The sequence below is a fragment of the Pseudomonas sp. SJZ103 genome (assembly GCF_007828335.1).
Lineage (GTDB): Bacteria > Pseudomonadota > Gammaproteobacteria > Pseudomonadales > Pseudomonadaceae > Aquipseudomonas.
The window spans coordinates 767,625-788,084 of the sequence record NZ_VIUN01000001.1 but is presented as its reverse complement, the minus strand read 5'-3'; the positions used below and the strand labels follow the sequence as shown (position 1 = coordinate 788,084).

19 protein-coding genes are annotated in these 20,460 nt (G+C 61.5%); 8 read left to right on the top strand and 11 right to left on the bottom strand.

Annotated features, from left to right (window positions below; genetic code table 11):
- Positions 1-35 precede the first annotated feature (35 nt).
- From FBY10_RS03745 to FBY10_RS03735, 3 genes are all read left to right on the top strand, one after another.
- Entirely contained in the window at positions 36-635 is a 600-nt protein-coding gene (locus FBY10_RS03745; RefSeq protein WP_131697204.1) for a short chain dehydrogenase, read from the top strand.
- Between the two features lie 96 nt (positions 636-731).
- Entirely contained in the window at positions 732-1,403 is a 672-nt protein-coding gene (locus tag FBY10_RS03740; protein ID WP_145334984.1) for a COG3650 family protein, read from the top strand.
- 106 nt (positions 1,404-1,509) lie between these two features.
- Positions 1,510-3,123, top strand: a complete 1,614-nt coding sequence (locus FBY10_RS03735; protein ID WP_092487710.1) for an NAD(P)/FAD-dependent oxidoreductase — start codon at positions 1,510-1,512, stop codon at positions 3,121-3,123.
- 60 nt (positions 3,124-3,183) lie between these two features.
- On the opposite strand, the gene FBY10_RS03730 is transcribed toward FBY10_RS03735, so the two are convergent.
- Positions 3,184-4,278, bottom strand: coding sequence for a PLP-dependent cysteine synthase family protein (locus FBY10_RS03730; RefSeq protein ID WP_131697207.1), 1,095 nt, complete (start codon positions 4,276-4,278; stop codon positions 3,184-3,186).
- A gap of 216 nt (positions 4,279-4,494) precedes the next feature.
- Between FBY10_RS03730 and nhaA the strand changes: the two genes are divergently transcribed.
- Positions 4,495-5,670 (top strand): Na+/H+ antiporter NhaA, encoded by a 1,176-nt coding sequence (gene nhaA / locus FBY10_RS03725; RefSeq protein ID WP_145334986.1) that lies wholly within the window; start codon positions 4,495-4,497, stop codon positions 5,668-5,670.
- A 77-nt stretch (positions 5,671-5,747) separates the two neighbouring features.
- Here the strand turns inward: nhaA and FBY10_RS03720 are convergent, their stop codons facing one another.
- Positions 5,748-6,212: a glycine zipper 2TM domain-containing protein gene (locus tag FBY10_RS03720; RefSeq protein WP_003189251.1), complete on the bottom strand. Its 465-nt coding sequence runs from the start codon at positions 6,210-6,212 to the stop codon at positions 5,748-5,750.
- 157 nt (positions 6,213-6,369) lie between these two features.
- Here FBY10_RS03720 and FBY10_RS03715 point away from each other — a divergent pair, with 157 nt between their 5' ends.
- A complete protein-coding gene (locus FBY10_RS03715) occupies positions 6,370-6,630 on the top strand; it encodes a hypothetical protein (RefSeq protein WP_131697209.1) in 261 nt (86 codons plus the stop codon).
- A 36-nt stretch (positions 6,631-6,666) separates the two neighbouring features.
- On the opposite strand, the gene pdxH is transcribed toward FBY10_RS03715, so the two are convergent.
- The 5 genes from pdxH to dinG form a co-directional block, all read right to left on the bottom strand.
- Positions 6,667-7,314: a pyridoxamine 5'-phosphate oxidase gene (pdxH, locus tag FBY10_RS03710; RefSeq protein ID WP_145334988.1), complete on the bottom strand. Its 648-nt coding sequence runs from the start codon at positions 7,312-7,314 to the stop codon at positions 6,667-6,669.
- 27 nt (positions 7,315-7,341) lie between these two features.
- Entirely contained in the window at positions 7,342-8,505 is a 1,164-nt protein-coding gene (locus FBY10_RS03705) for an OmpA family protein (RefSeq protein ID WP_145334990.1), read from the bottom strand.
- Between the two features lie 143 nt (positions 8,506-8,648).
- A complete protein-coding gene (locus tag FBY10_RS03700) occupies positions 8,649-9,794 on the bottom strand; it encodes a serine hydrolase domain-containing protein (protein WP_131697212.1) in 1,146 nt (381 codons plus the stop codon).
- Between the two features lie 82 nt (positions 9,795-9,876).
- Entirely contained in the window at positions 9,877-12,174 is a 2,298-nt protein-coding gene (locus FBY10_RS03695) for a beta-galactosidase (protein ID WP_145334992.1), read from the bottom strand.
- Positions 12,175-12,272: 98 nt separating this feature from the next.
- Positions 12,273-14,417 (bottom strand): ATP-dependent DNA helicase DinG, encoded by a 2,145-nt coding sequence (dinG, locus tag FBY10_RS03690; protein WP_027604440.1) that lies wholly within the window; start codon positions 14,415-14,417, stop codon positions 12,273-12,275.
- A 99-nt stretch (positions 14,418-14,516) separates the two neighbouring features.
- Here dinG and FBY10_RS03685 point away from each other — a divergent pair, with 99 nt between their 5' ends.
- On the top strand, positions 14,517-14,981 hold the full coding sequence (locus FBY10_RS03685; RefSeq protein ID WP_145334994.1) for a CopD family protein: 465 nt from the start codon (positions 14,517-14,519) through the stop codon (positions 14,979-14,981).
- A gap of 37 nt (positions 14,982-15,018) precedes the next feature.
- Here the strand turns inward: FBY10_RS03685 and FBY10_RS03680 are convergent, their stop codons facing one another.
- Positions 15,019-15,777 (bottom strand): collagen-like protein, encoded by a 759-nt coding sequence (locus tag FBY10_RS03680; RefSeq protein ID WP_131697215.1) that lies wholly within the window; start codon positions 15,775-15,777, stop codon positions 15,019-15,021.
- Positions 15,778-15,933: 156 nt separating this feature from the next.
- Positions 15,934-16,629: an OmpA family protein gene (locus FBY10_RS03675; RefSeq protein ID WP_131697216.1), complete on the bottom strand. Its 696-nt coding sequence runs from the start codon at positions 16,627-16,629 to the stop codon at positions 15,934-15,936.
- Between the two features lie 191 nt (positions 16,630-16,820).
- Here FBY10_RS03675 and FBY10_RS03670 point away from each other — a divergent pair, with 191 nt between their 5' ends.
- A complete protein-coding gene (locus FBY10_RS03670) occupies positions 16,821-17,318 on the top strand; it encodes a DUF6231 family protein (protein ID WP_131697217.1) in 498 nt (165 codons plus the stop codon).
- A 302-nt stretch (positions 17,319-17,620) separates the two neighbouring features.
- On the opposite strand, the gene FBY10_RS03665 is transcribed toward FBY10_RS03670, so the two are convergent.
- Together FBY10_RS03665 and FBY10_RS03660 are read right to left on the bottom strand one after the other, a co-directional pair.
- Positions 17,621-19,036, bottom strand: a complete 1,416-nt coding sequence (locus FBY10_RS03665) for a diaminobutyrate--2-oxoglutarate transaminase (RefSeq protein ID WP_145334996.1) — start codon at positions 19,034-19,036, stop codon at positions 17,621-17,623.
- 180 nt (positions 19,037-19,216) lie between these two features.
- A complete protein-coding gene (locus FBY10_RS03660; protein WP_131697219.1) occupies positions 19,217-19,432 on the bottom strand; it encodes an MbtH family NRPS accessory protein in 216 nt (71 codons plus the stop codon).
- A 292-nt stretch (positions 19,433-19,724) separates the two neighbouring features.
- On the opposite strand from FBY10_RS03660, the gene fhuF reads away from it, so the two are divergent.
- A complete protein-coding gene (gene fhuF, locus FBY10_RS03655) occupies positions 19,725-20,450 on the top strand; it encodes a siderophore-iron reductase FhuF (protein ID WP_145334998.1) in 726 nt (241 codons plus the stop codon).
- The last annotated feature ends 10 nt before the right edge of the window (positions 20,451-20,460 follow it).

Sequence of the window (20,460 nt, the reverse complement as noted above, 5' to 3'; positions counted from 1 at the left end):
CCTACAGTTCCTGATAAACCCAGAGGAACAGCACCATGAAAATCCTATTGATTGGCGCCGGCGGCACCATCGGCTCGGCAGTCAAGGCCGAACTGGCCCAGCGTCATGAGGTGATCAGCATTGGCCGCAGCAGCGGCGACTTCCAGGTGGATATCAGCGACAGCTCCTCGATCCGCAAACTGTTCGAGCAGACCGGCAAATTCGACGCACTCGTCTGCGCTGCAGGCAACGTGAATTTCGTGGCGCTGGGGGATATGAGCGAAAGCGATTTTGAGCTGGGCTTGCGTGACAAGTTGATGGGGCAGGTCAACCTGCTGTTGATCGGCCGCGAGTATGCCAATGACGGCGCATCGTTCACCTTCACCAGTGGCATTCTCAACCGTGACCCGATCCGTACTGGCGCTTCGGCTGCGCTGGTCAATGGCGCGCTGGATGCGTTCGTCAAAGCCACTGCGATCGAACTGCCACGAGGTTTACGCATCAACTCCGTAAGCCCCACGGTCCTGCTGGAAGCCATGGGCAGCTACGCGCCGTACTTCCGTGGCTACAAGCCGGCTGCTGGCGCCGACGTGGCATTGGCCTACGCCAAAAGTGTGGAGGGCTTACAGACCGGTCAAACCTTTACCGTCGGCTGAATGTGAAGTCGGTAAGAAATGCCTGAAGCTGGCGGACGGGGTTGTGATGCAGCGCCAGCCTGCGTAACGTGGCGGCACTTGTCTGGAGACCCGATAATGCGTGCCGCCCGTACCCTCGCCCTGTTTGCCTTGCTTCCTTTGTTCGCCGCGTGCCAGATGTTCGAAAACGAGCCGGCCAAACCGTCTACCGTCGGGCTGACCCGTATGCAGGGTGAACTCACGGCGGTGGGTGGCAAACTGCTGTTCCAGCCGTGCGACGATAAACGCAACTATGTCGTCAACGACACCAGCGGCACCAGCATCCTGCAGGAAGCCGCCTCCCTGGCCGGCCAGCAAGGAGCACTGTTTGCCGACTTGCGTGGCAAGTTCTCTGGCGTCGCCAGCGGCACCCAAGGCAGCGTCGACCTGCAACAGCTCTACCGCGTAGAGCGCTCGACCTCTGCCTGCACCGACCCGGACTTCAAGCGCATGACCCTGCGGGCCAACGGCCACAAGCCGGCCTGGGCCATGAACGTCACCGCCAAGGGCATGGTGCTGGAGCGTGAAGGCCAGCCGCCACTGGCGGTGCCTTATGTCGAAGAGCAAATCGGCGACGGCCGCTTCAACCTGATGACCGAAGCCAACAACCAGCACATCGAACTGTGGGTAGCGCCGCAACGCTGCATCGACAGCGTCAGCGGCAGCCTGCAACACATGACTGCGGAATTGCGCGTCAACGGTCAGGTACAGCGCGGTTGCGCGGCGTTTGGTGGTTCTCGGGACGACTGATTCAGCGCTGCGCTGTTTTAACCTGACGGAAAACCGCCATTGAGGCTTATAATCGCCGGTTTGCAAAACAGCCGGCCTCTTTGTCCGCCGCCTACCGGATCCTGTCATGTTACGAATCACCGAACTCAAGCTGCCCATCGACCATCCCGAAGAAGACCTGCGGCCTGCCATCGTGCAGCGCCTGGGCATCGCCAGTGATGACCTGCTCGATTTCACCCTGTTCAAACGCAGCTACGACGCGCGCAAGAAGTCGTCGGAGCTGTGCTTCATCTACACCATCGACCTTAACGTGAAGGGTGAGGCCGCCCTGCTGCTCAAGTTTGCCGATGACCGCAACGTCAACCCGGCGCCGGACGTCAGCTACAAGGTAGTGGGCCAGGCCCCGGAAGGCTTGGTCGAACGGCCTGTGGTCGTCGGTTTTGGCCCGTGCGGTATCTTCGCCGGGCTGTTGCTGGCACAGATGGGCTTCAAGCCGATCATCCTCGAACGCGGCAAGGAAGTACGCCAGCGCACCAAGGACACCTGGGGCCTGTGGCGCAAAAGCGTGCTCAACCCCGAGTCCAACGTGCAGTTCGGTGAAGGCGGCGCCGGGACCTTCTCCGACGGCAAGCTCTACAGCCAGATCAAGGACCCGAAATTCCACGGCCGCAAAGTCCTGCACGAGTTCGTCAAGGCCGGCGCGCCGGAAGAAATCCTCTACGTCAGCAAGCCGCACATCGGCACCTTCCGCCTGACCGGCGTGGTGGAAAACATGCGCGAGCAGATCATCGCCCTGGGCGGTGAAGTGCGCTTCGAGCAACGGGTGACCGACGTGCTGATCGAAGACGGCCAGTTGAATGGCGTGGTCATCGACGGTGGTGAGCAGATCCTCTCCAAGCATGTGATCCTGGCCCTCGGCCACAGCGCCCGCGACACCTTCCGCATGCTCCACGGCCGTGGTGTATACATGGAAGCCAAACCGTTCTCGGTGGGTTTCCGGATCGAACACCCGCAATCGCTGATCGACGCCGCGCGCCTGGGCAAATATGCCGGGCACCCAAAGCTGGGCGCCGCCGACTACAAGCTGGTGCACCACGCCAAGAACGGCCGTTCGGTCTACAGCTTCTGCATGTGCCCGGGTGGCACCGTGGTGGCCGCGACCTCCGAGCCGAACCGTGTGGTGACCAACGGCATGAGCCAGTACTCGCGTAACGAGCGCAATGCCAACTCCGGCATCGTGGTCGGCATCACGCCGGAAGTGGATTACCCAGGCGGCCCGCTGGCGGGTATCGAGTTGCAGGAGCGCCTGGAGTCCCACGCCTACATCCTCGGCGGCAGCAACTACGAGGCCCCGGCACAGTTGGTCGGCGACTTTATCGCCGGTAAGCCGTCCACGGCCATCGGCAGTGTGGAACCGTCCTACAAGCCAGGTGTGGCCCTGGGGGACCTGGCCCTGGCCTTGCCAGACTTCGCCATCGAAGCGATCCGCGAAGCACTGCCGGCGTTCGAGAAGCAGATCAAGGGCTACTCGCTGCACGATGCCGTGTTGACCGGTATCGAGACGCGCACCTCGTCGCCGCTGCGGATTACCCGTGACGAATCGATGCAGAGCTTGAACGTGAAAGGCCTGTTCCCGGCCGGTGAAGGCGCTGGCTATGCGGGCGGGATTCTGTCGGCCGGTGTTGACGGGATTCGGATTGCCGAGGCGTTGGCGCGGGATATGCTCGGCATCGAGGCCTGAGAACAGCGCAAATTAAATGTGGAGGGGGCAAGCCCCCTCCCACATTGGTTTTGCGTTGTATCAGATATTCGCGCGCAGGATGTCGGCTGGCAATGGCTCGCCCTGCTCCACGCTGGCCGCAACGGCCGTGATCAACCCCTCGAGCGCATAGCCCTGCCCCGCCAACCACGCCTGATCGTAATAGGTCGTTGCATACCGCTCGCCCCCATCACACAAGATCGCCACGATCGAACCTGACTGCCCCGCCGCTTTCATCTGCTGCGCCGCCACCAATGCGCCAATCAGGTTGGTCCCGCTGGAACCGCCGACTCGCCGCCCCAGGCGTTCAGCCAGGTAATGCATGGCCGCCAGCGACAGCGCATCCGGCACCTTGACCATCGCATCAATCACGTTGGGTAGAAACGACGCCTCGACCCGTGGCCGGCCAATGCCTTCGATACGCGAACCGCAGTCCAGGCGCAGGCTGGCGTCGCCGCTCCGGTAGAAATCGAAAAACACCGAGCGCTCGGCATCGGCACACAACACGCGGGTGCAGTGCTGGCGATAACGCACATAACGGCCCAGCGTCGCGGTGGTGCCGCCGGTACCGGGGCTGGAAATCAACCAGCTCGGTTCCGGGTGCTGCTCAAAGCGCATCTGCTGGAAGATCGACTCGGCGATGTTGTTGTTCGCCCGCCAGTCGGTGGCACGCTCGGCATAAGTGAACTGATCCATGAAATGACCGCCGCTTTCCTGCGCCAAGCGTTCGGACTCGGCGTAGATCTGCGTGGGATCCTGTACCAGATGGCTCTTGCCGCCGTAGAACGCAATCTGCGCGATCTTTTCCTGGGATGTCGTGGCGGGCATCACCGCAATGAACGGCACCCCGAGCAGCCGGGCAAAGTACGCTTCGGAAATCGCCGTCGAGCCGCTGGAGGCTTCAATTACCGGTGCGCCCGGCTTGAGCCAGCCATTGCACAGCGCGTACAGGAACAGCGAACGGGCCAGCCGATGTTTCAGGCTGCCGGTGGGGTGGCTGGATTCATCCTTGAAGTACAACTCGATGCCCGGCAGGCCCGGTAGCGGTAACGGAATCAGATGGGTGTCAGCACTGCGCTGGAAGTCCGCTTCAATGATGCGAATGGCTTCGCGGGCCCAGGGACGGTGGTCGCTCATGAGGGAGATCTCTAAGGATTTCAGCACCAAGCTTAGGATGTTTCCAACACTGCGCACAGATACAGTGACGACTCAATTGGACACACAATTGCTAGGCTTTGACGCTACGCCACCCTAGCGCATCTCTTATAACAAATAAGAATATAACTTTTGTTTTAACAACTAACGGTACGGGTTAGGGTACCCACCTGTTGAACCTGGATTGGAGAGCATCCCTTGCCTCTGCGTAGCACTTTCACCCGTTTTTTCCAGCTGGAAGCCGCCAGCGGCCTGTTGTTGATCGCCGCTGCCGCCTTGGCGCTGATCATCAACAACTCTCCGTTGTCGCACCTGTATGGCGCATTTCTCGACGTGCCGGTGGTAGCCCAGATCGGCGCGCTGCAAATCGCCAAGCCCGCGCTGCTGTGGATCAACGATGGCCTGATGGCCCTGTTCTTTCTGCTGATCGGCCTGGAGGTCAAGCGCGAGCTGCTTGACGGTCACCTGTCCAAGCCTTCGCAAGTGGTGCTACCCGGCGCAGCCGCCATCGGCGGTATGGTGGTGCCGGCGCTGATCTACTGGGCCATCAACAAGGACTACCCCGCCGCCCTCTCCGGCTGGGCAATCCCGATGGCCACCGACATCGCCTTCGCACTGGGCGTCCTGGCACTGCTGGGCAAGCGGGTGCCGGTGTCCTTGAAGCTGTTCCTGATGACCCTGGCCATCATCGACGACCTTGGCGCGATCATTGTTATTGCAGTGTTCTATTCTGCCGATCTGTCCGGCGCGGCACTGGCGGGTGCCGGTGCCTGCTTGATTGCCTTGATTGCAATGAACCGCCTGGGCGTGATCAAGCTCGGGCCCTACCTGATCATCGGCCTGATCCTGTGGGTGTGCGTACTCAAGAGCGGCGTACACGCCACCCTGGCCGGCGTGACCCTGGCGTTCTGCATCCCGATGCGCACCAAAAATGCTGAACCCTCGCCGCTGCTCACGCTGGAACACGCCCTGCACCCGTGGGTGGCCTACGGCATCCTGCCGCTGTTCGCCTTTGCCAACGCCGGCGTTTCACTCACCGGGGTCAGCCTGGAAAGCTTCACCCACCACGTGCCCATGGGCATTGCCACTGGCCTATTGATCGGCAAGACCGTCGGTGTGTTCGGCTTCACCTGGCTGGCCATCAAGACCGGCCTCGCAGCACTGCCGGGCGGCGCCAACTGGGGCCAGGTCTTCGGCGTGGCAATCCTGTGCGGCATCGGCTTCACCATGAGCCTGTTTGTCGGCTCCCTGGCGTTTGTGCCGGGTGCCAGTGAGTTTGCCGGGGAGGATCGAATGGGGATCCTGACCGGGTCAATACTCGCGGCGTGTATTGGTTACGCGGTGACGGCGCTGGCGAGTCGCAAAAAAGCCTGAGCCGACTCAAACGCAGCCCATAAAAAACCCCAACCGGTCACCCGGTTGGGGTTTTTCTTTTGCCTGCGGCTTACCGGTCAGCGAGTAACGCGGCTGGTGCCATCAACGGTCATGATGCGTACGCGATCACCGATGCGGAAGATTTCATTTTCCTGCACGGCTTGTACGTAGGCGCGCATGCTGCCGTCGTCTTCGCGAACGGTGATTTCCACGCCCTGGGTGCGGGTCAGGCCTTCTTCGGTGGCCGAGCCCAACAGGCCGCCGGCAACGGCGCCGATCACAGCAGTCACGATACTGCCACGGCCACCGCCGATGGCGCTGCCGCCAACACCACCGATGACCGCACCCGCAGCGCCGCCGATTGGGGTCTTGGTGCCTTCGATTTTCACCGGGCGCAGGGATTCGATGGTACCCATGCGCACGGTCTGTACACGACGCGCTTCGTCACGGGAGTACGAGTCGCCGGTCAGACTCGAAGCGCAGCCGCCCAGCAGAAGCGACAGGGTGGTAAAGCAGGCAACCAGTAAAACGGACTTACGCATAGCATCAACTCCAAAGGACAGGTATTCATTAAACGCTGCGGCTTGACGCCTGTCACGGCAAGCCAGGCAGAAAATTGCTTTCATTCAGCCTCAGTACAGACACCTCATACCAGAGATACCGACCAACGGTACCACTCTCATCGTAACCAGGAACTTCATGGACTATTTCATCATTGTAGTCATTACCGTCGCCGGCCTGTACTTCCATGGCTGGTTGTACCTGCGTATCAAACGCTGGATAGACCGCGACCTGGCACTCTCCCTGGCGGGCGAAGACCTGCACAAGCGCGCCTATATGTTGCAACAACTGGAGCAGGCTCGGGCGTCGAAGATCAAGCGAGGCGACTTGCCGCAGTGGCTGAAGAACGCCGCACAGCACTACACAGCCGAAACCTCTTCAACAGAGACTTCGGTGTGATCGACATCATTCCAGTGGGATGACGAAAGGTGCCGCTCAGGGCGCCAGGCGCTCGCGGGACCATTCGGTCCCTTGCAGGCGGTAGTTCAGGCGATCATGCAGGCGGCTGGCGCGGCCTTGCCAGAACTCGATACGCTCCGGCAACAGGCGATAGCCTCCCCAATGCTCGGGGCAATCGGGCTGGGTATCGCTGAAACGCTGTTCGGTGGCCTTGAGCAGGTCCTGGAGTTCTTCACGGTCGCGAATGACCTGGCTCTGCGGAGAGGCCCAGGCGCCTAAACGACTGCCCAGGGGGCGGACCTGATAATAAGCGTCGGACTCCTCAGGCGTGACCTTGACCACCCGCCCTTCAATGCGCACCTGGCGTTCCAGGGTCGGCCAGAAGAACGTCATGGCCGCAAACGGCCGCGCCGCGAGCTGTTCACCCTTGGCACTCTGATAGTTGGTGAAGAAGGTAAAGCCCTGCGCATCCAGGCCCTTGAGCAGCAGGATGCGGCAGTGCGGGCGACCGTCCTGGTCGACCGTAGCCAGGGTCATGGCATTGGCTTCCACCGGTGGCTGCTCGGTTTTCACCGCATCGGCAAACCACTGGTGGAACAACGCAAACGGCTCGTTCGGGGCCTGGGCCTCGCTCAAACCGTCCCGTGTGTAGTCACGGCGCATATCGGCCAGTGCCTGAGTCATGCGGCTTTATCCTCGTGGTTCAGCGGATCAGTTTTTCGCCTGGTCGTTCGCAGCCGGTGTAGCCGCCTTGGCTTTGGCCGGGGCCGGTTTCTTGGCAGCTGGCTTGGCCGGGGCTTTTTTAGCCGCTGGCTTGGCAGCCGCTTTTTTAGCGGCGGGTGCCTTTTTAGCCGGGGCCTTGGCGGCCGGGGCCGGGGCTGGAACGTTCTGCACCGCAACCATTTCGGCTACAGGCGGAGTCTTGCCCGACTGATACTTGCTCAACAGCGCCAGCATGGTCGTGCGCTGGGTGAACATGATTTCCATGCGACGGTTCAAGGCACGGCCCTGTGTGCTGTCGTTGGCGGCACGCGGCATCAGGTCACCCATGCCACGCAGCATCAGGCGGTCCTGTTTCAAGCCACTGAGGCTGAAGATCGAGGCAATGGACTGCGCGCGTTCCCTGGTCAACGCCTGGCTGGCAGGCGCGGTACCAGTGGCATCCACGTGTCCCAGGACCAGCACGGCGGTTTTGGGATCGGATTCAACCGCCTTGGCGACGCGAGTGAACGGACCCAGGGTAACCGGCAGCAGCATCGCCGGGCGTTTCGGGTTGTAGGAGCCGTCTACCGGAGCAATCACGACGAGCACGTTGTCGCGACGTTCCAGTTGCAGGTTGCTGTCCTTGATGGCGGCGCGCAGGCGCGGCTCATAGTCGTCCAACCAGGCCTGGGTGACTTTCGGGTCAGGCATCGGCACATTGGTCACGTCGACCTTGGCCAATGGCTTGGGTTTGCTTTCGAACGGCCACCACCAGTGGGTTTCGCTGTCGGTCTTGGCGACGGCAGGCGCGGCGTCTGGAGCCGGGGTCGCGGCCTTGAGGTCGGCTTTCAGGTCAGCCTTGGCATCAGCGGCCTTCTCGTCAGCGCTCTTGGAGGAGAACGGCCACCAGCTCGAACCGGTGTCAGCCTTGGCGGCCGGCGCTGGCGCGGCGGCAACAGGCGCAGCAGCTGCGGCTACAGGTGCGGCAGGCTTGGCGCCTGCAGCGGGTTTGGCATCCGGCTTGGCGTCGGTTTGGGTCACTGCGTCCTTGGTAGTGGCCTTATCCGACCCAAATGACCACCAATGCCCGCCCTCGGCATCATTTTGTGGAGTTTGTGCGCAACCGGTAATAGTGAGGCAAAGCGCCAGTGCCAAGGACTTGTTCGATAACATGAGATATCCACAAAATGAGAAAAGAAACGGGGGTCTCGATGACCCGTTAAACAGACGCTTACAGAACATTAAAGTTACATCATTTCGTTCAGCGTCTTCTTATAGTTGCCTTTGTAACAAAAAAATGTGAAACAGCAAGGGGTTTACAGACAACCGGCCAATATTCTGACCAACTTCTGTGCCCGTGGGTCCATAAGTACATAAGGCCCCAATGTATTAGTCACGAAACCAAACGCTACATCATGCTCAGGGTCGGCAAAACCCACCGAACCACCGGCGCCTGGATGCCCGAACGCACGGGCGCCAAGGCCAAACGTAGCATTGGGCAACTGTGGTTGATCCAACATGCAGCCCAGCCCGAAGCGGGTTTGTGTCAATAATGTTTTATCCGGCCCGATACTGTGTTCACGGGTCAATTCTTCGAGCATGTCGGCTTCCAACAAACTACCGTCCAACAAACCACTATAAAAACCGGCCAGGCTACGCGCATTACCGTGACCATTTGCCGCCGGCTGCTGCATGCGTCGCCATTCAGGTTTATTAGTACTGGTGAGAATAGACGGTGGATTGGCAAATGCCCGCGTCGTCAAGGCAGTAGGCTCGCGCATCATTACTTGCAGTAAACGTTGAGCGGCTTCATCGCCCATATTGCCTTTGCTGCGCGCAATATGTGCAACACGATAAAACTCTTCGTCGGCCAGGCCCACGTGGAAGTCCAGCCCCAGCGGCCGGGCCACCCGCGCCACAATGGACTCACCCGGCCCACGCCCATCGGCGCGGCGCAGCAATTCGCCGACCAGCCAACCGTAGGTGATCGCCTCGTAGCCATGACCCTGGCCCGGCGTCCACCACGGGGCTTCGGCGGCCAGGGTATCGACCATCAATTGCCAGTCATACAAGGCTTCGGCGGGCAGCATCTCGCGGATTGCCGGCAACCCGGCCTGGTGGCAGAGCAACTGGCGCAGGGTGATGCTTTCCTTGCCGGCGGCGGCAAACTCAGGCCAGTACTTGGCCACTGGCGCGTCCAATTGCAACTTGCCCTCGGCCACCAGTTGCAGGGCCGTGACGGCGGTGAAGGTCTTGGTGCAGGAAAACAGGTTGACGATGGTGTCGCTGTGCCAGGCCTCGGTACCGTCCTTGTCGGCGGTACCGGCCCACAGGTCAACGACGGTTTCGCCGCCGATCTGGATGCAGAGCCCGGCGCCACGCTCCTGCGGGTCATCGAATAACGCGGCAAACGCTTCACGCACCGCTTCGAACCGGAGCTCGTAATGACCCTGAACCTGCACCTAAGCCCCCTCGGAAAACACCGTAAAAAGTGGCCGACATTGTTCCAGCCATTATGGAGTTTGTGAACCCATCAACGATGAATCAATGACCATTTCCCGAATGCCCACCGGCGTGTCCGGCGCCCTGCCCCGGGCCTTTGCCATCACGCCCTGGATTGCTGCCTTCGCTTTCATGAACCGTGCTGGCGGCCTTGGCCTTTTCCGCTTCCTTACCCAGTTGATCCACCGCCGCCAGGTTGCTTCTGCGCACACTGTCGACAAAACCCTGGAACGGTACGTCAGTGATGCCCACCAGGCCGAAGTGGCCGTTTTCACCGTCCAGCAACCGGCCGGTCACTGGCTGATCCAGGTACTGGAACCAATGCACGCCGACAATTGACGGCTCGGCCATGGCTTGTTTGAGGAAGTTGGCATATGCCGCGCTACGCTCTTCTTCCCTGGCCAACTGGGTCACGCCGCCCCAGAACGGGCCACGGTCCGCAGAGCCGAAGTTGAATTCAGTGATCAACACCGGTTTGTCCAGTGCACGAAGCGCGGCAAAGTCATAGCCATCCTGGGGTTTGAGCGTGTACATGTTGAAGCTCAGCACATCGCAATACTGCGCACACGACGCCACGGCCTCCGGCGTACTCACCGCATAACGCCCGCCCAGCAGCAGTTGGTTGGGGGCGTGCCATTTCAGCGAGTCGGAGATGGTCTTGAAGTAGGCATCGGCAAAGGTCTTCTGGAAGTATTTGAAGTCAGCTTCGATTTCCGGGTGCTCAGGGTTGGGCATCGGCGGCTCGAAGCCTGGGTCTTCCATCAGCTCCCACCCCGCCAACTCGATGCCCCAGGCTTTCGACAGGCCTTGCTCGTTGCGGTACTTGTCACGCAATTGCTTGAGGAACGCGCGCTTGGCCGGCACGTCGGTGGTCATGCGCAAGGTGCCGTAGGCCAGGGCGTAGCGGGATTTCGGATCATCGCCGGGGCCGGCCCAGGCCAGTTCGTTATCGGCAAAGAAGCCGATCAGCCAGGGATCGTCGCGGTGGTCGCGGGCGGCGATAGCCACCGCGCGCTCGGTCGCCATGGCGAAACGCGGATCGAACGGATCGGGCATGCCGCCCCACCAGTCGGTGCCGGTGCTGATGCTGGCGTAGTCGCCGACGATCGACAACGGCAAGGTGTACGGTACACGGTCGGCACTGGCCAACGCGCCGTCGCTCCAGTTGCCGACGGTATTGAAACCCCAGGCTTGCAGGCGATCAAGGGTGTGGGTCAACCAGCGTTTCTGGTCAAACCCTTCGCCGCCATAAGTGCGCTGCAGGTTGGCGCCGTAGAAATCGTACCAACGTCCGGCACCAAAGCCACGACCTTCACCCGCACCATTGCCGGTGCGGTTATCGCCGCTGCCGTAATACTTGTCGAAGGGTTCGCCGGCCTTTGGCAGCGCCGCAAACATCCACTCACGACCGGCCACGTAGGTCTGGCTGTTGTCCGGGGCCACGGTATTGACGCCCAGGGAATAGAACGGATGGCCTTCCGGGGTCACCAGGTACCAGCGACCGTCGCGCTTTTCGGTACGGAAAAAGCCACTGGCCTTGAACGCCGGCCCTTTGTTCCAGCCGCCGAACTTGTCCAATGCGGATTTATCACGCGCGGCCAGCCAACCCTGCAGTTGGGTTTGCTCCTTTGCGGCGGCCGCCTTGAGTTGTTCGTCGCTGCTGACCTTTTCCGGCCAGCGCGCGCGGGTGGACTGGCCATAAGCATCTACCAGTTCGCTATAGGCCGCCTTCAGCACCGGCTCGCTGTCCTGCACACCAAAGCGTTCCAGCAGAATGCTTTGCGCGGCGTTGGGCTTGATCATCGACAGGGTCACCGAGACCACTTGGCTGCGGTCGATTTCGCCAGCGCTGCTGGCCAGCAACACACGCTGGCCGTCCACGGTGATCGGCATCGGCGGGCCGGCCTTCATGCCCTGGCTCAAGGGCGAGTTGGCTTGCAGCGGTACCAGCAAGGTCTGGGCCGGTCCGGCCGGCAGGTCGATGCGGCTGACCAGGGTCTTGCCATCGCTGCTCTGCACCTTGACATAGAGGGTCAGCGCCCAGTCCATGGCGCTCTGGATACGCAGGCTCATGGCGCCGGACTGCGACCAGTCCCAGGCACCGGTCTGTGGGCTGAGCACCAGGCTCGGCTCGGCGGCCGGATTGAAGGTGATGCGACGCAACACCTCGCCTTCCGGGGTTTGTTCGGCGTTGTATTGCGGCAGGCTGGCGTCCTGGGTCGCCACCTTGACCACATCGGCAGGCCGGACGAAGTTGAACAATGTCTGTTGCCCCGCGGGCGCGGCCATCAAGGGCGCAGTGAACAGCAGGGCAAAAAGGGCGGGCAGCGTGCGAATCATACGAACAAGGTTCTCCCAAACGGCCGGTGAATGGCCTGATGACATAAATCCATAGCAGTGAGATAGACCACGAAGTGGGCGAATTCGCCCACGATGGCTTAAGAAATTTCGCGCCGGAACGGCGGCAATGCATTCAGGATCGCCTTGCCGTAGCGCTGGGTAACCAGGCGGCGGTCGAGCAAGGTGATGGTGCCCCGGTCTTCCTCGGTACGCAGCAAGCGACCGCAGGCCTGCACCAGCTTCAAGGAAGCATCCGGCACCGAGATCTCCATGAACGGGTTACCGCCCCGCGCTTCGATCCATTCGGCCAATGCGGCCTCGACCGGATCATCCGGCACCGAGAACGGGATCTTGGCGATCACCACGTGTTCGCAGTAGGCACCGGGCAAGTCCACGCCTTCGGCGAAACTCGCCAGGCCGAACAGCACGCTGGAATCCCCGCCATCGACCCGCGCCTTGTGCTTGTTCAGGGTTTCCTGCTTGGACAGGTTGCCCTGGATAAACACCTGCTTGCGCCAGTCGCGGTCGAGGCCGTCGAACACGTCCTGCATCTGTTTGCGCGACGAGAACAACACCAGGGTGCCGCGCGAACCTTCCACCAAAGAGGGCAGGTCGCGGATGATCGCCGCGGTGTGCGCCGGTGCATCCCGTGGGTCGGCCTTGAGATCGGGCACCCGTAGCACACCGGCGTCGGCATGATGGAACGGGCTTGGCACTACCGCCGTGACGGCCTTTTTCGGCAAGCCCGCGCGCATGCGGAAGCGGTCGAAGGTGCCCAGGGCGGTCAGCGTGGCGGAGGTCACCAGGCAGCCGTATGCCACGTTCCACAGGTTGCGGCGCAGCATTTCGGCGGCGAGGATCGGGCTGGCGTTGACCTCGATATCAAACAACGCACCGCTTTCCGACAGGGTCAGCCAGCGGGCCATGGGCGGGTTGTCTTCCGGGTCTTCGACGGTAAAGGCCGTCCACAACTCCCAGTTGCCCTGGGAACGGGACAACAGGCTGCCGAACAGCGGGTACCACTCCTCGGCCTGGTTGCTGGCGATGCCGATGTTGACCTCGCCGTCCATGCCTTCCTTGAGCAGGTCGGTCAGGCGGGTGAACAGGTCGGTCAGACGGGAAAAGCCTTTCTTCAGCTCGATGCCCATTTCGCGCATATGCTCGGGAATCATCCCGCCGACGAAGCGGTGGCGCGGGCGCTCACGGCCTTCCACATCTTCACCGGGCTTGAAGTCGGCCACCTGTTCGCAGGCGCTGAACATGAACTGTTGCTGGGTCTTGATCTCCCGCGCCAGCTCCGGCACCTGTTCGATCAGCTTGCCCAAATCGCCGGGCAGTGGGTGCTGGGCGAGCAATTTAGTCAAATTCTTCGCGGTGGTTTCCAGCCAGTCGGCGGTGGAGCGCAGGCGCGTGTAGTGGGCGAAGTGGCCGATGGCCTTGTCGGGCAGGTGATGGCCTTCGTCGAACACGTAAAGGGTGTCACGCGGGTCCGGCAGCACGGCACCGCCGCCCAGGGCCAGGTCTGCCAGCACCATGTCATGGTTGGTAACGATCACGTCAACCTTGCCCATGCCTTCGCGGGCCTTGTAGAAGGCGCACTGGCCGAAGTTGGGGCAATGACGGTTGGTGCACTGGCTGTGGTCGGTGGTCAGGCGCGCCCAGTCGGCATCTTCGAGGGCCGTGGGCCAACTGTCGCGATCGCCGTCCCATTTATTGCCCGCCAGCTTTTCGATCATGCTGGTAAACAGCTTCTGGCTGACCTCATCCACCTCGATCTTGAAGCCTTCTTCCTCGAACAGCGAGGCCGTGGCAGTTTGTGCATGGCCTTCCTGCAGCAGCACGTCGAGCTTGGACAGGCACATGTAGCGGCCACGGCCCTTGGCCAGGGCGAAGGTAAAGTTCAGGCCGCTGTTGCGCATCAGGTCGGGCAGGTCTTTGTAGACGATTTGCTCTTGCAGGGCGACGGTGGCGGTGGCGATCACCAGGCGCTTGCCGGCGGCCTTGGCAGTAGGGATCGCAGCCAGGCTGTAGGCCACGGTCTTGCCGGTACCGGTGCCGGCTTCGACGGCGACGACGGCGGGCTCACCTTCGCGGCGGCCTTCGTCATCGGTGTCGATATCCCCGAGGACCTTGGCCACTTCGGCGATCATCAGGCGTTGGCCGTAGCGCGGTTTCAAGCTCTTGGCTTCGAGAAAACGCGTATAGGCGCCCTGGATCGTGGTTTTGAGTTCAGTGCTGATCATGGATAGTCGGGCGCAAAAAACGCTGGATAAATTTTCAGTGGTTCGGATCGGCCGCTATCATACCCCGCTAATTAATCCCGCGCAGAACGGAGTACCACAATGACCGCGTTTAGCCTCGCTTACACCCTGCATGTATTGGCCGCCCTGATATGGGTCGGCGGTATGTTTTTCGCCTGGATGATCCTGCGCCCCGCCGCCGTGGCGGCACTTGAAGGCCCTGCCCGGCTCAAGCTGTGGGCAAATGTGTTTCAACGTTTTTTCGTGTGGGTGTGGGTGGCGGTGCTGGTTTTGCCGATCAGCGGCGTCGGCTTGTTGCAACTGCGCTTCAGCGGATTTGAAACCGCACCGCGTTATGTGCAGATGATGATGGGGTTGTACCTGGTAATGACGGCGCTGTTTATCCGCATCCAGGCGCTGAAGTTCCCGCAGCTGCGCGCGGCGGTGGCAGCCGAAGATTGGCCGGCGGGTGCGGCTGCACTGGGGCAGATTCGCAAGCTGGTGGGAATTAATTTGATCGTGGGGTTGGTGGTGGTGGCGATTGCTTCGGCTCGGCCGATGTTCTGAGTACAGCTGCAAGCCTGAAGCTTGCAGCTGCGGCTCTTTAGAGCCGCTGAATAGTCACTGTACCCGCAGGCCCCACCGGTCCCGGCTGCCCTTCCAACCCTGGGCGGCCCTTCTCGCCTCCCTCGGTGCGGTACACCAGGCAGCCTTTGGACTCCCCACCTTTGCCCGGCTTGCCGGCCGTACCGGCCAAACCGCCAGCACCGCCATCCACCCAGACCTTGATGTGTTCAGCCGGGAAGTCCTTCGGTAACTCCACGCGGACCTGTGCACCCGCCCCACCCGGCAAGCCATCGCCGCCATTGTCGCCATTGGCACCACGCCCAGCCGAACCCCAGGTGCACCCAGGATCCACGCCATTGGCGCCATCCAGCCCGGCATATCCTTGGGCACCGGCGCCGCCACGGGCATCCACCGACAGTTCTTCAGCCGTCAGCGAGTTGATGCGCAAGGTCAGGTCACGCCCGGCCTTGGCTGGTTTTTCATGGGTACCGGGGGCACCGCGCGAAGTGATCTGGCTGCCATGCTCAAGTTGCGCATGCCGCACCTGCAGTTGCAGCGCGGTATTGCCAGGAACCATTGCGATGCGTGCATCGCGGCCCAGGTGCAGTTCATCCACCGTGACCTGGCTGATGGTGGCCGGAATCAGCAAAGTTCCGTAGTCCGCCACGTCCAGGCGCTCCAGTTGCAACACGCTGGTGCTGGAGGGAAGGCGCATCAATGAGTTGGTTTCAACACTGACGCTCTGGGCCAGGGCAACGGGGCTGACCAACAGGGCCAACAGAAAAACCTTACGCATCATGGGGCTCCTGAGTGTTTTCGAATTTTTCTTTGGATGCACAGTAACGACTTCTACAGGCGATTTGCCAGTGAAGGTTCAAAAAACTTGAGAGGGCTGCGATTTAAGCGAGGATCGCCGGCAATGCCCCTGTGGATACCACAGGGGCAAGGGCTGTCAGCGGTTGATCTGGATTTCCGTACGGCGGTTCAAGGCGCGGCCTTCAGCGGTCTTGTTGTCGGCGACCGGATGGCTTTCGCCCGCGCCGGTTACAGACACAAAGGCACTGCGGGGCACACCGGCGCCGACCAGGTAATCGGTGACCGAATGCGCACGTTTTTCCGAGAGTTTCTGGTTGTAGGCGTCTTTACCGACGCTGTCGGTGTGACCACTGACCCGCAGTTGGGCGCTCGGAGCTTCCTGTTTCAGGCGCGTGGCAATGGTGTCGAGTTTGGTTTTATCCGCTGCCGTCAACTTGGCGGAGTCGAACTGGAAGTGCACATCGCGGATCACAATGGTTTCTTCCTTGACCACGACAACCTCCTCAACCACCGCCGCTGGCGGCGCCGGTGGGCAACCATTGGCGTCGACCTGCACGCCTTTCGGCGTGCCCGGGCACTTGTCGCGGCTGTCCGGCACGCCATCGCCATCTTCGTCGCCATCGCCGTGCACCCAGCAATAGGCGCCGGCCATGCCGCCGACCAGCAAGGCACCATAGCCTGCGTAGGCTGAGCTTTCAGTCGCACCGATCGCCGCACCGGTCACACCGCCGACAGCGGCGCAGGTAGGCCAATCGGTTTTTTGCAAGCCTGCGCAACCTGTCAATACTCCGGTTAGCAGAACCAAAGGTAGAGCTGTCCGCATGATGCTCATCTGACTTTCTCCTGAGGGGATCGGCGGGGGCCGATGAGTGGAGTAAAGACCGCTCTTTTCAACTGCGCCACTACGCCACGCCCCCGTATTCATTGAGGATGGCAGCCCACGTAGGACTTTTCGCAACCGCCCGCTCTAGGCCCGCACGCTCAGCCGCGCTAGTCTCTACGGTCCTGATGTGAGGATTTCTGATGACCGCTGGTATTTCTTCCCGTACGCCCCAGCAAGCCTTGGCTGCACTGCTGGATCTGCACCAGCCAAAACGCCTGTTGCTGTTGGGCGCCAGCCAGTTCCCGGCGCTGGATGCATTTAAAGACGCACACCCGGATACCCAGGTGTTTTGCGCCGATCCAGGGCCATTGCCGCAAGCATTGGCGGCACTGCGTTTTGACCTGGCGCTGGTGGTCGATTGCCTGGAGCACCTGTCAAAACCCCAGGGCCTGACCTTGCTCGGCGGCATCCGCAACCTCAACGCCAGCCGCATTGCGGTGCTGGTGGACCTGGGCGCCTGCGGATGGAAGGAAACCGACTTCTTCTCCCTGGCCCTGCAGGCCGGTGAGCGTTTCCAGCGCGATGAGCAGGTGCTGACGCTGTTTACCTACGATCTGCTTGACTATAAACAGGTGCCGGACTGGCTCAACGCCCGTTTCTGGGCCAACCCGGAAAACTTTGGAAAGTATTGGTGGTAACCCGATGATCTGACACCTTGCAAGCGTTAGATCCTCATCGTATTAGATGATAGCCCTACATATTCCCAGTCTTAGCTGGTGATTACGGGGCGATCTAATGACCCTGAATCTGTTAAAGCAGCCTTTTTTCGGCCGTTTTTTGCGGGGCTGCCATCGGTATTGGCTTGCCTGCCTCGCCTACGTTTTTCAACGGCTTGCTAAGGGTGACTGGCCCGCGGCGCAGCTCGCTACCGATTCACTGCCGCCCAGCCTGCCATACCGGTGCGGCCACCACCCTGCCAGGAACCTGTGGCATACCTGCATCAGCTCGCGGCGGCGACCTCCACGTTCTGCGCCGCCTGGTAGAGAATCTGCCCAACCAGATCGACCTCCGCTTCGCTGATGATCAGCGGCGGCAGGAAGCGAACGGTTGCGCCGTGCCGGCCGCCCAGCTCGACGATCAGGCCACGCTCCAGACAAGCACGTTGTAGCTTGCGCGCCCGCTCGCCATCGGTAGCGGGCTGGCCAAGGGCATCCTGGCTGGCAGGATCGATGATCTCCATGCCCAGCATCAGACCACGGCCGCGCACGTCGCCGATCCAGTCGAACTCGGCCTGCAGCCCGTGCAGCAGCGTCTGCAAGCGTGCTCCGACGTTGCGCACATGGCTGCAGATGCCTTCGCGCTGAATGAAGCGCAAGGTGGCATCGCCTGCGGCCATGGCCAGTTGATTACCTCGGAAAGTGCCGGCATGGGCCCCGGGCTGCCATTGATCCAGCTCGCCCCGATAGACCACCACCGACAGCGGCAGACCACCGCCGATGGCCTTCGACAGCGTCACCACATCAGGGGTGATGGCGCTGCGCTCAAAGGCAAACAGATCGCCGGTGCGCCCGATACCGCATTGGATCTCGTCGAGGATCAGGGGAACACCGTGCTCACGCGTGATCGCCCGCAGCCCCTGCAGCCAGCGATCAGGGGCGCAAATCACCCCGCCCTCGCCCTGCACCGTTTCCAGGATCATGGCCGCCGGCTGGGTCACGCCGCTTTCCGGGTCGGCGAGCAGGTGGCGGATGTAATGCAGACTGGCGTCGATCGCCTGCTCGCCGCGCAGGCCGAACGGGCAACGGTAGTCATGTGGATACGGCAAGAATTGCACCCCCGCCAGCAGGCCACCCAAGGCATTCTTCGGCCCCAGGTTGCCGCTCACAGACAGCGTGCCGAGGGTCATACCGTGATAGGCGCCATGGAACGCCAGGATGCTCTGCCGCCCGGTTGCCGTGCGCGACAGCTTGAGCGCCGCCTCCACTGCGTCCGCCCCCGTGGGGCCACAGAACTGGATGCGCGCGTCCCTGGCGAAGTCACCAGGCAGCAGATCGAAGACCGTCTCTACGAAGGCATCCTTGATCGGCGTACTCAGATCGAGGGCATGCAGCGGTATGCCCGAGGCCAGGGTCTTCTGGATCGCCTCCACGGTCACCGGGTGATTGTGCCCCAGCGCCAGGGTACCGGCACCGGCCAGGCAATCGATGTACACCTGCCCCCGCGAGTCCTCGACATACACCCCCTGCGCCCGCTTGAGCTCCAGCGGTATGCGCCGTGGGTAGCTGCGCGCATTCGACTCGCGCTGCATTTGCCGCTGCAATGCCGGCGTGCTGTCCAGGCAATAGCGCTGGCTTAGCCCGCTGTGCCGGTACTGGAGTTCGAGCGTGGTGTTGGTGATCGGGGGGATTGCATTCATGAGTGCATCCTCGTGTTGCGCGGATAGCGCGTTATCTGATGACGCTGCCGGAACGTGCGTCATGCAGTGAACGACCAGCCAACTCAGGCGATTCCTAGTTGCTGCTATCGGCTACCGGACAACGCAGCAGGGGGCTGTCGCCCGGCAATACGGAAAACCAGGGGCTGGATGCACAAGGCCTCAGCCGCGATCCTGGGGCTGCATGGCTTGACGCAAGCTCAAAGGCCGCATGTCAGTCCAGAACGACTCGATAAAAGCCAGGCACTCCTCCTTGCTGCCCTGCTTGCCGGCCGCGCGCCAGCCTTGCGGTATCTCCTTGTAATCCGGCCAGATCGAATACTGCTCCTCATCGTTGACTACAACCAGAAATCGCGTTTCAGGACTGTCCAGACTCATGTTCCACTCCGTTTCCACTGAAGATGCGAGCGCTCGCAGGGTAGTTTGAGCTTTGCATGCGAGCGGCCGTAGGATAATACAGTTAATAATAATTATCATTAGACGTTAGCGTGATGCGCTTACACACCCTGGTGTCACAGACAGGGTTAGCCTGCACGCCCCCGGTTTGTTTATACTGATCGCCACCGTTGATAACGAGTCTCAACAGCAAGCGCCTGACTATGCCTCGACCCGCAGCCTCCCTGACCAAGCATTGCGCAATGCCGCCTGACGGTGACACTGGGCCGCGAGGATGATCGCCAGCCTCGCCCCGCTGTTCAGCGGCCCGCTGGCGGACTATGGGGAAAACCTGCAACTGGCCAGTGATCAACAGCAGGCAATTGCCGGCTCGCAATTGTTTCAGCCGGACTATTTCGCCGAGTTCATTCGGGAACTGGCAGCCCGCCATGGCAGCGACGATTTCATGGCGCTGACCTCTATCTGGTCGAAATGGTATTTCTGCTTCATAGCACCCGCCGTGGCGGCCAGCTTGCTCTTGCAGCGCGAGTTGCCTATCGCCCTGAGCGATGTCGGCGTCATCCTCTCGGCCGCGGGAAAGCCGCTTGCCCTGCACCTGCCCCATGAAGGCAGCGTTCTGCCACCCTGCGCGCCCTTCGCGCGCTTCGACGCCTTGATCGAGCGGCATCTGAAACCGGTGATCGAGGTAATGGCCAGCGTCTCGAAAGCCTCGCCACGACTGTTCTGGAGCAACGCCGGCAACCTCTTCGAATTCGCCACTACCCAAATCGAACTGCATCGATTGGCAACGTTCGATTGCGCAGCCCCGGCCAGAACCGTGCTGGAAAGCCGCCTGCGCCCCGATGGCCGGCGCAACCCGCTGTTCGCCCCGGTGTACTACAAGGACGTCGGCGCTAACGAACCGCAGCGGTTACGCCGTATCTGCTGCATTCGCTACCGCCTGCCCGGCATAGGCTATTGCAGCAGTTGCCCACTCGACCGCGACAAAACACCCGAATAAGCCGCTCCAA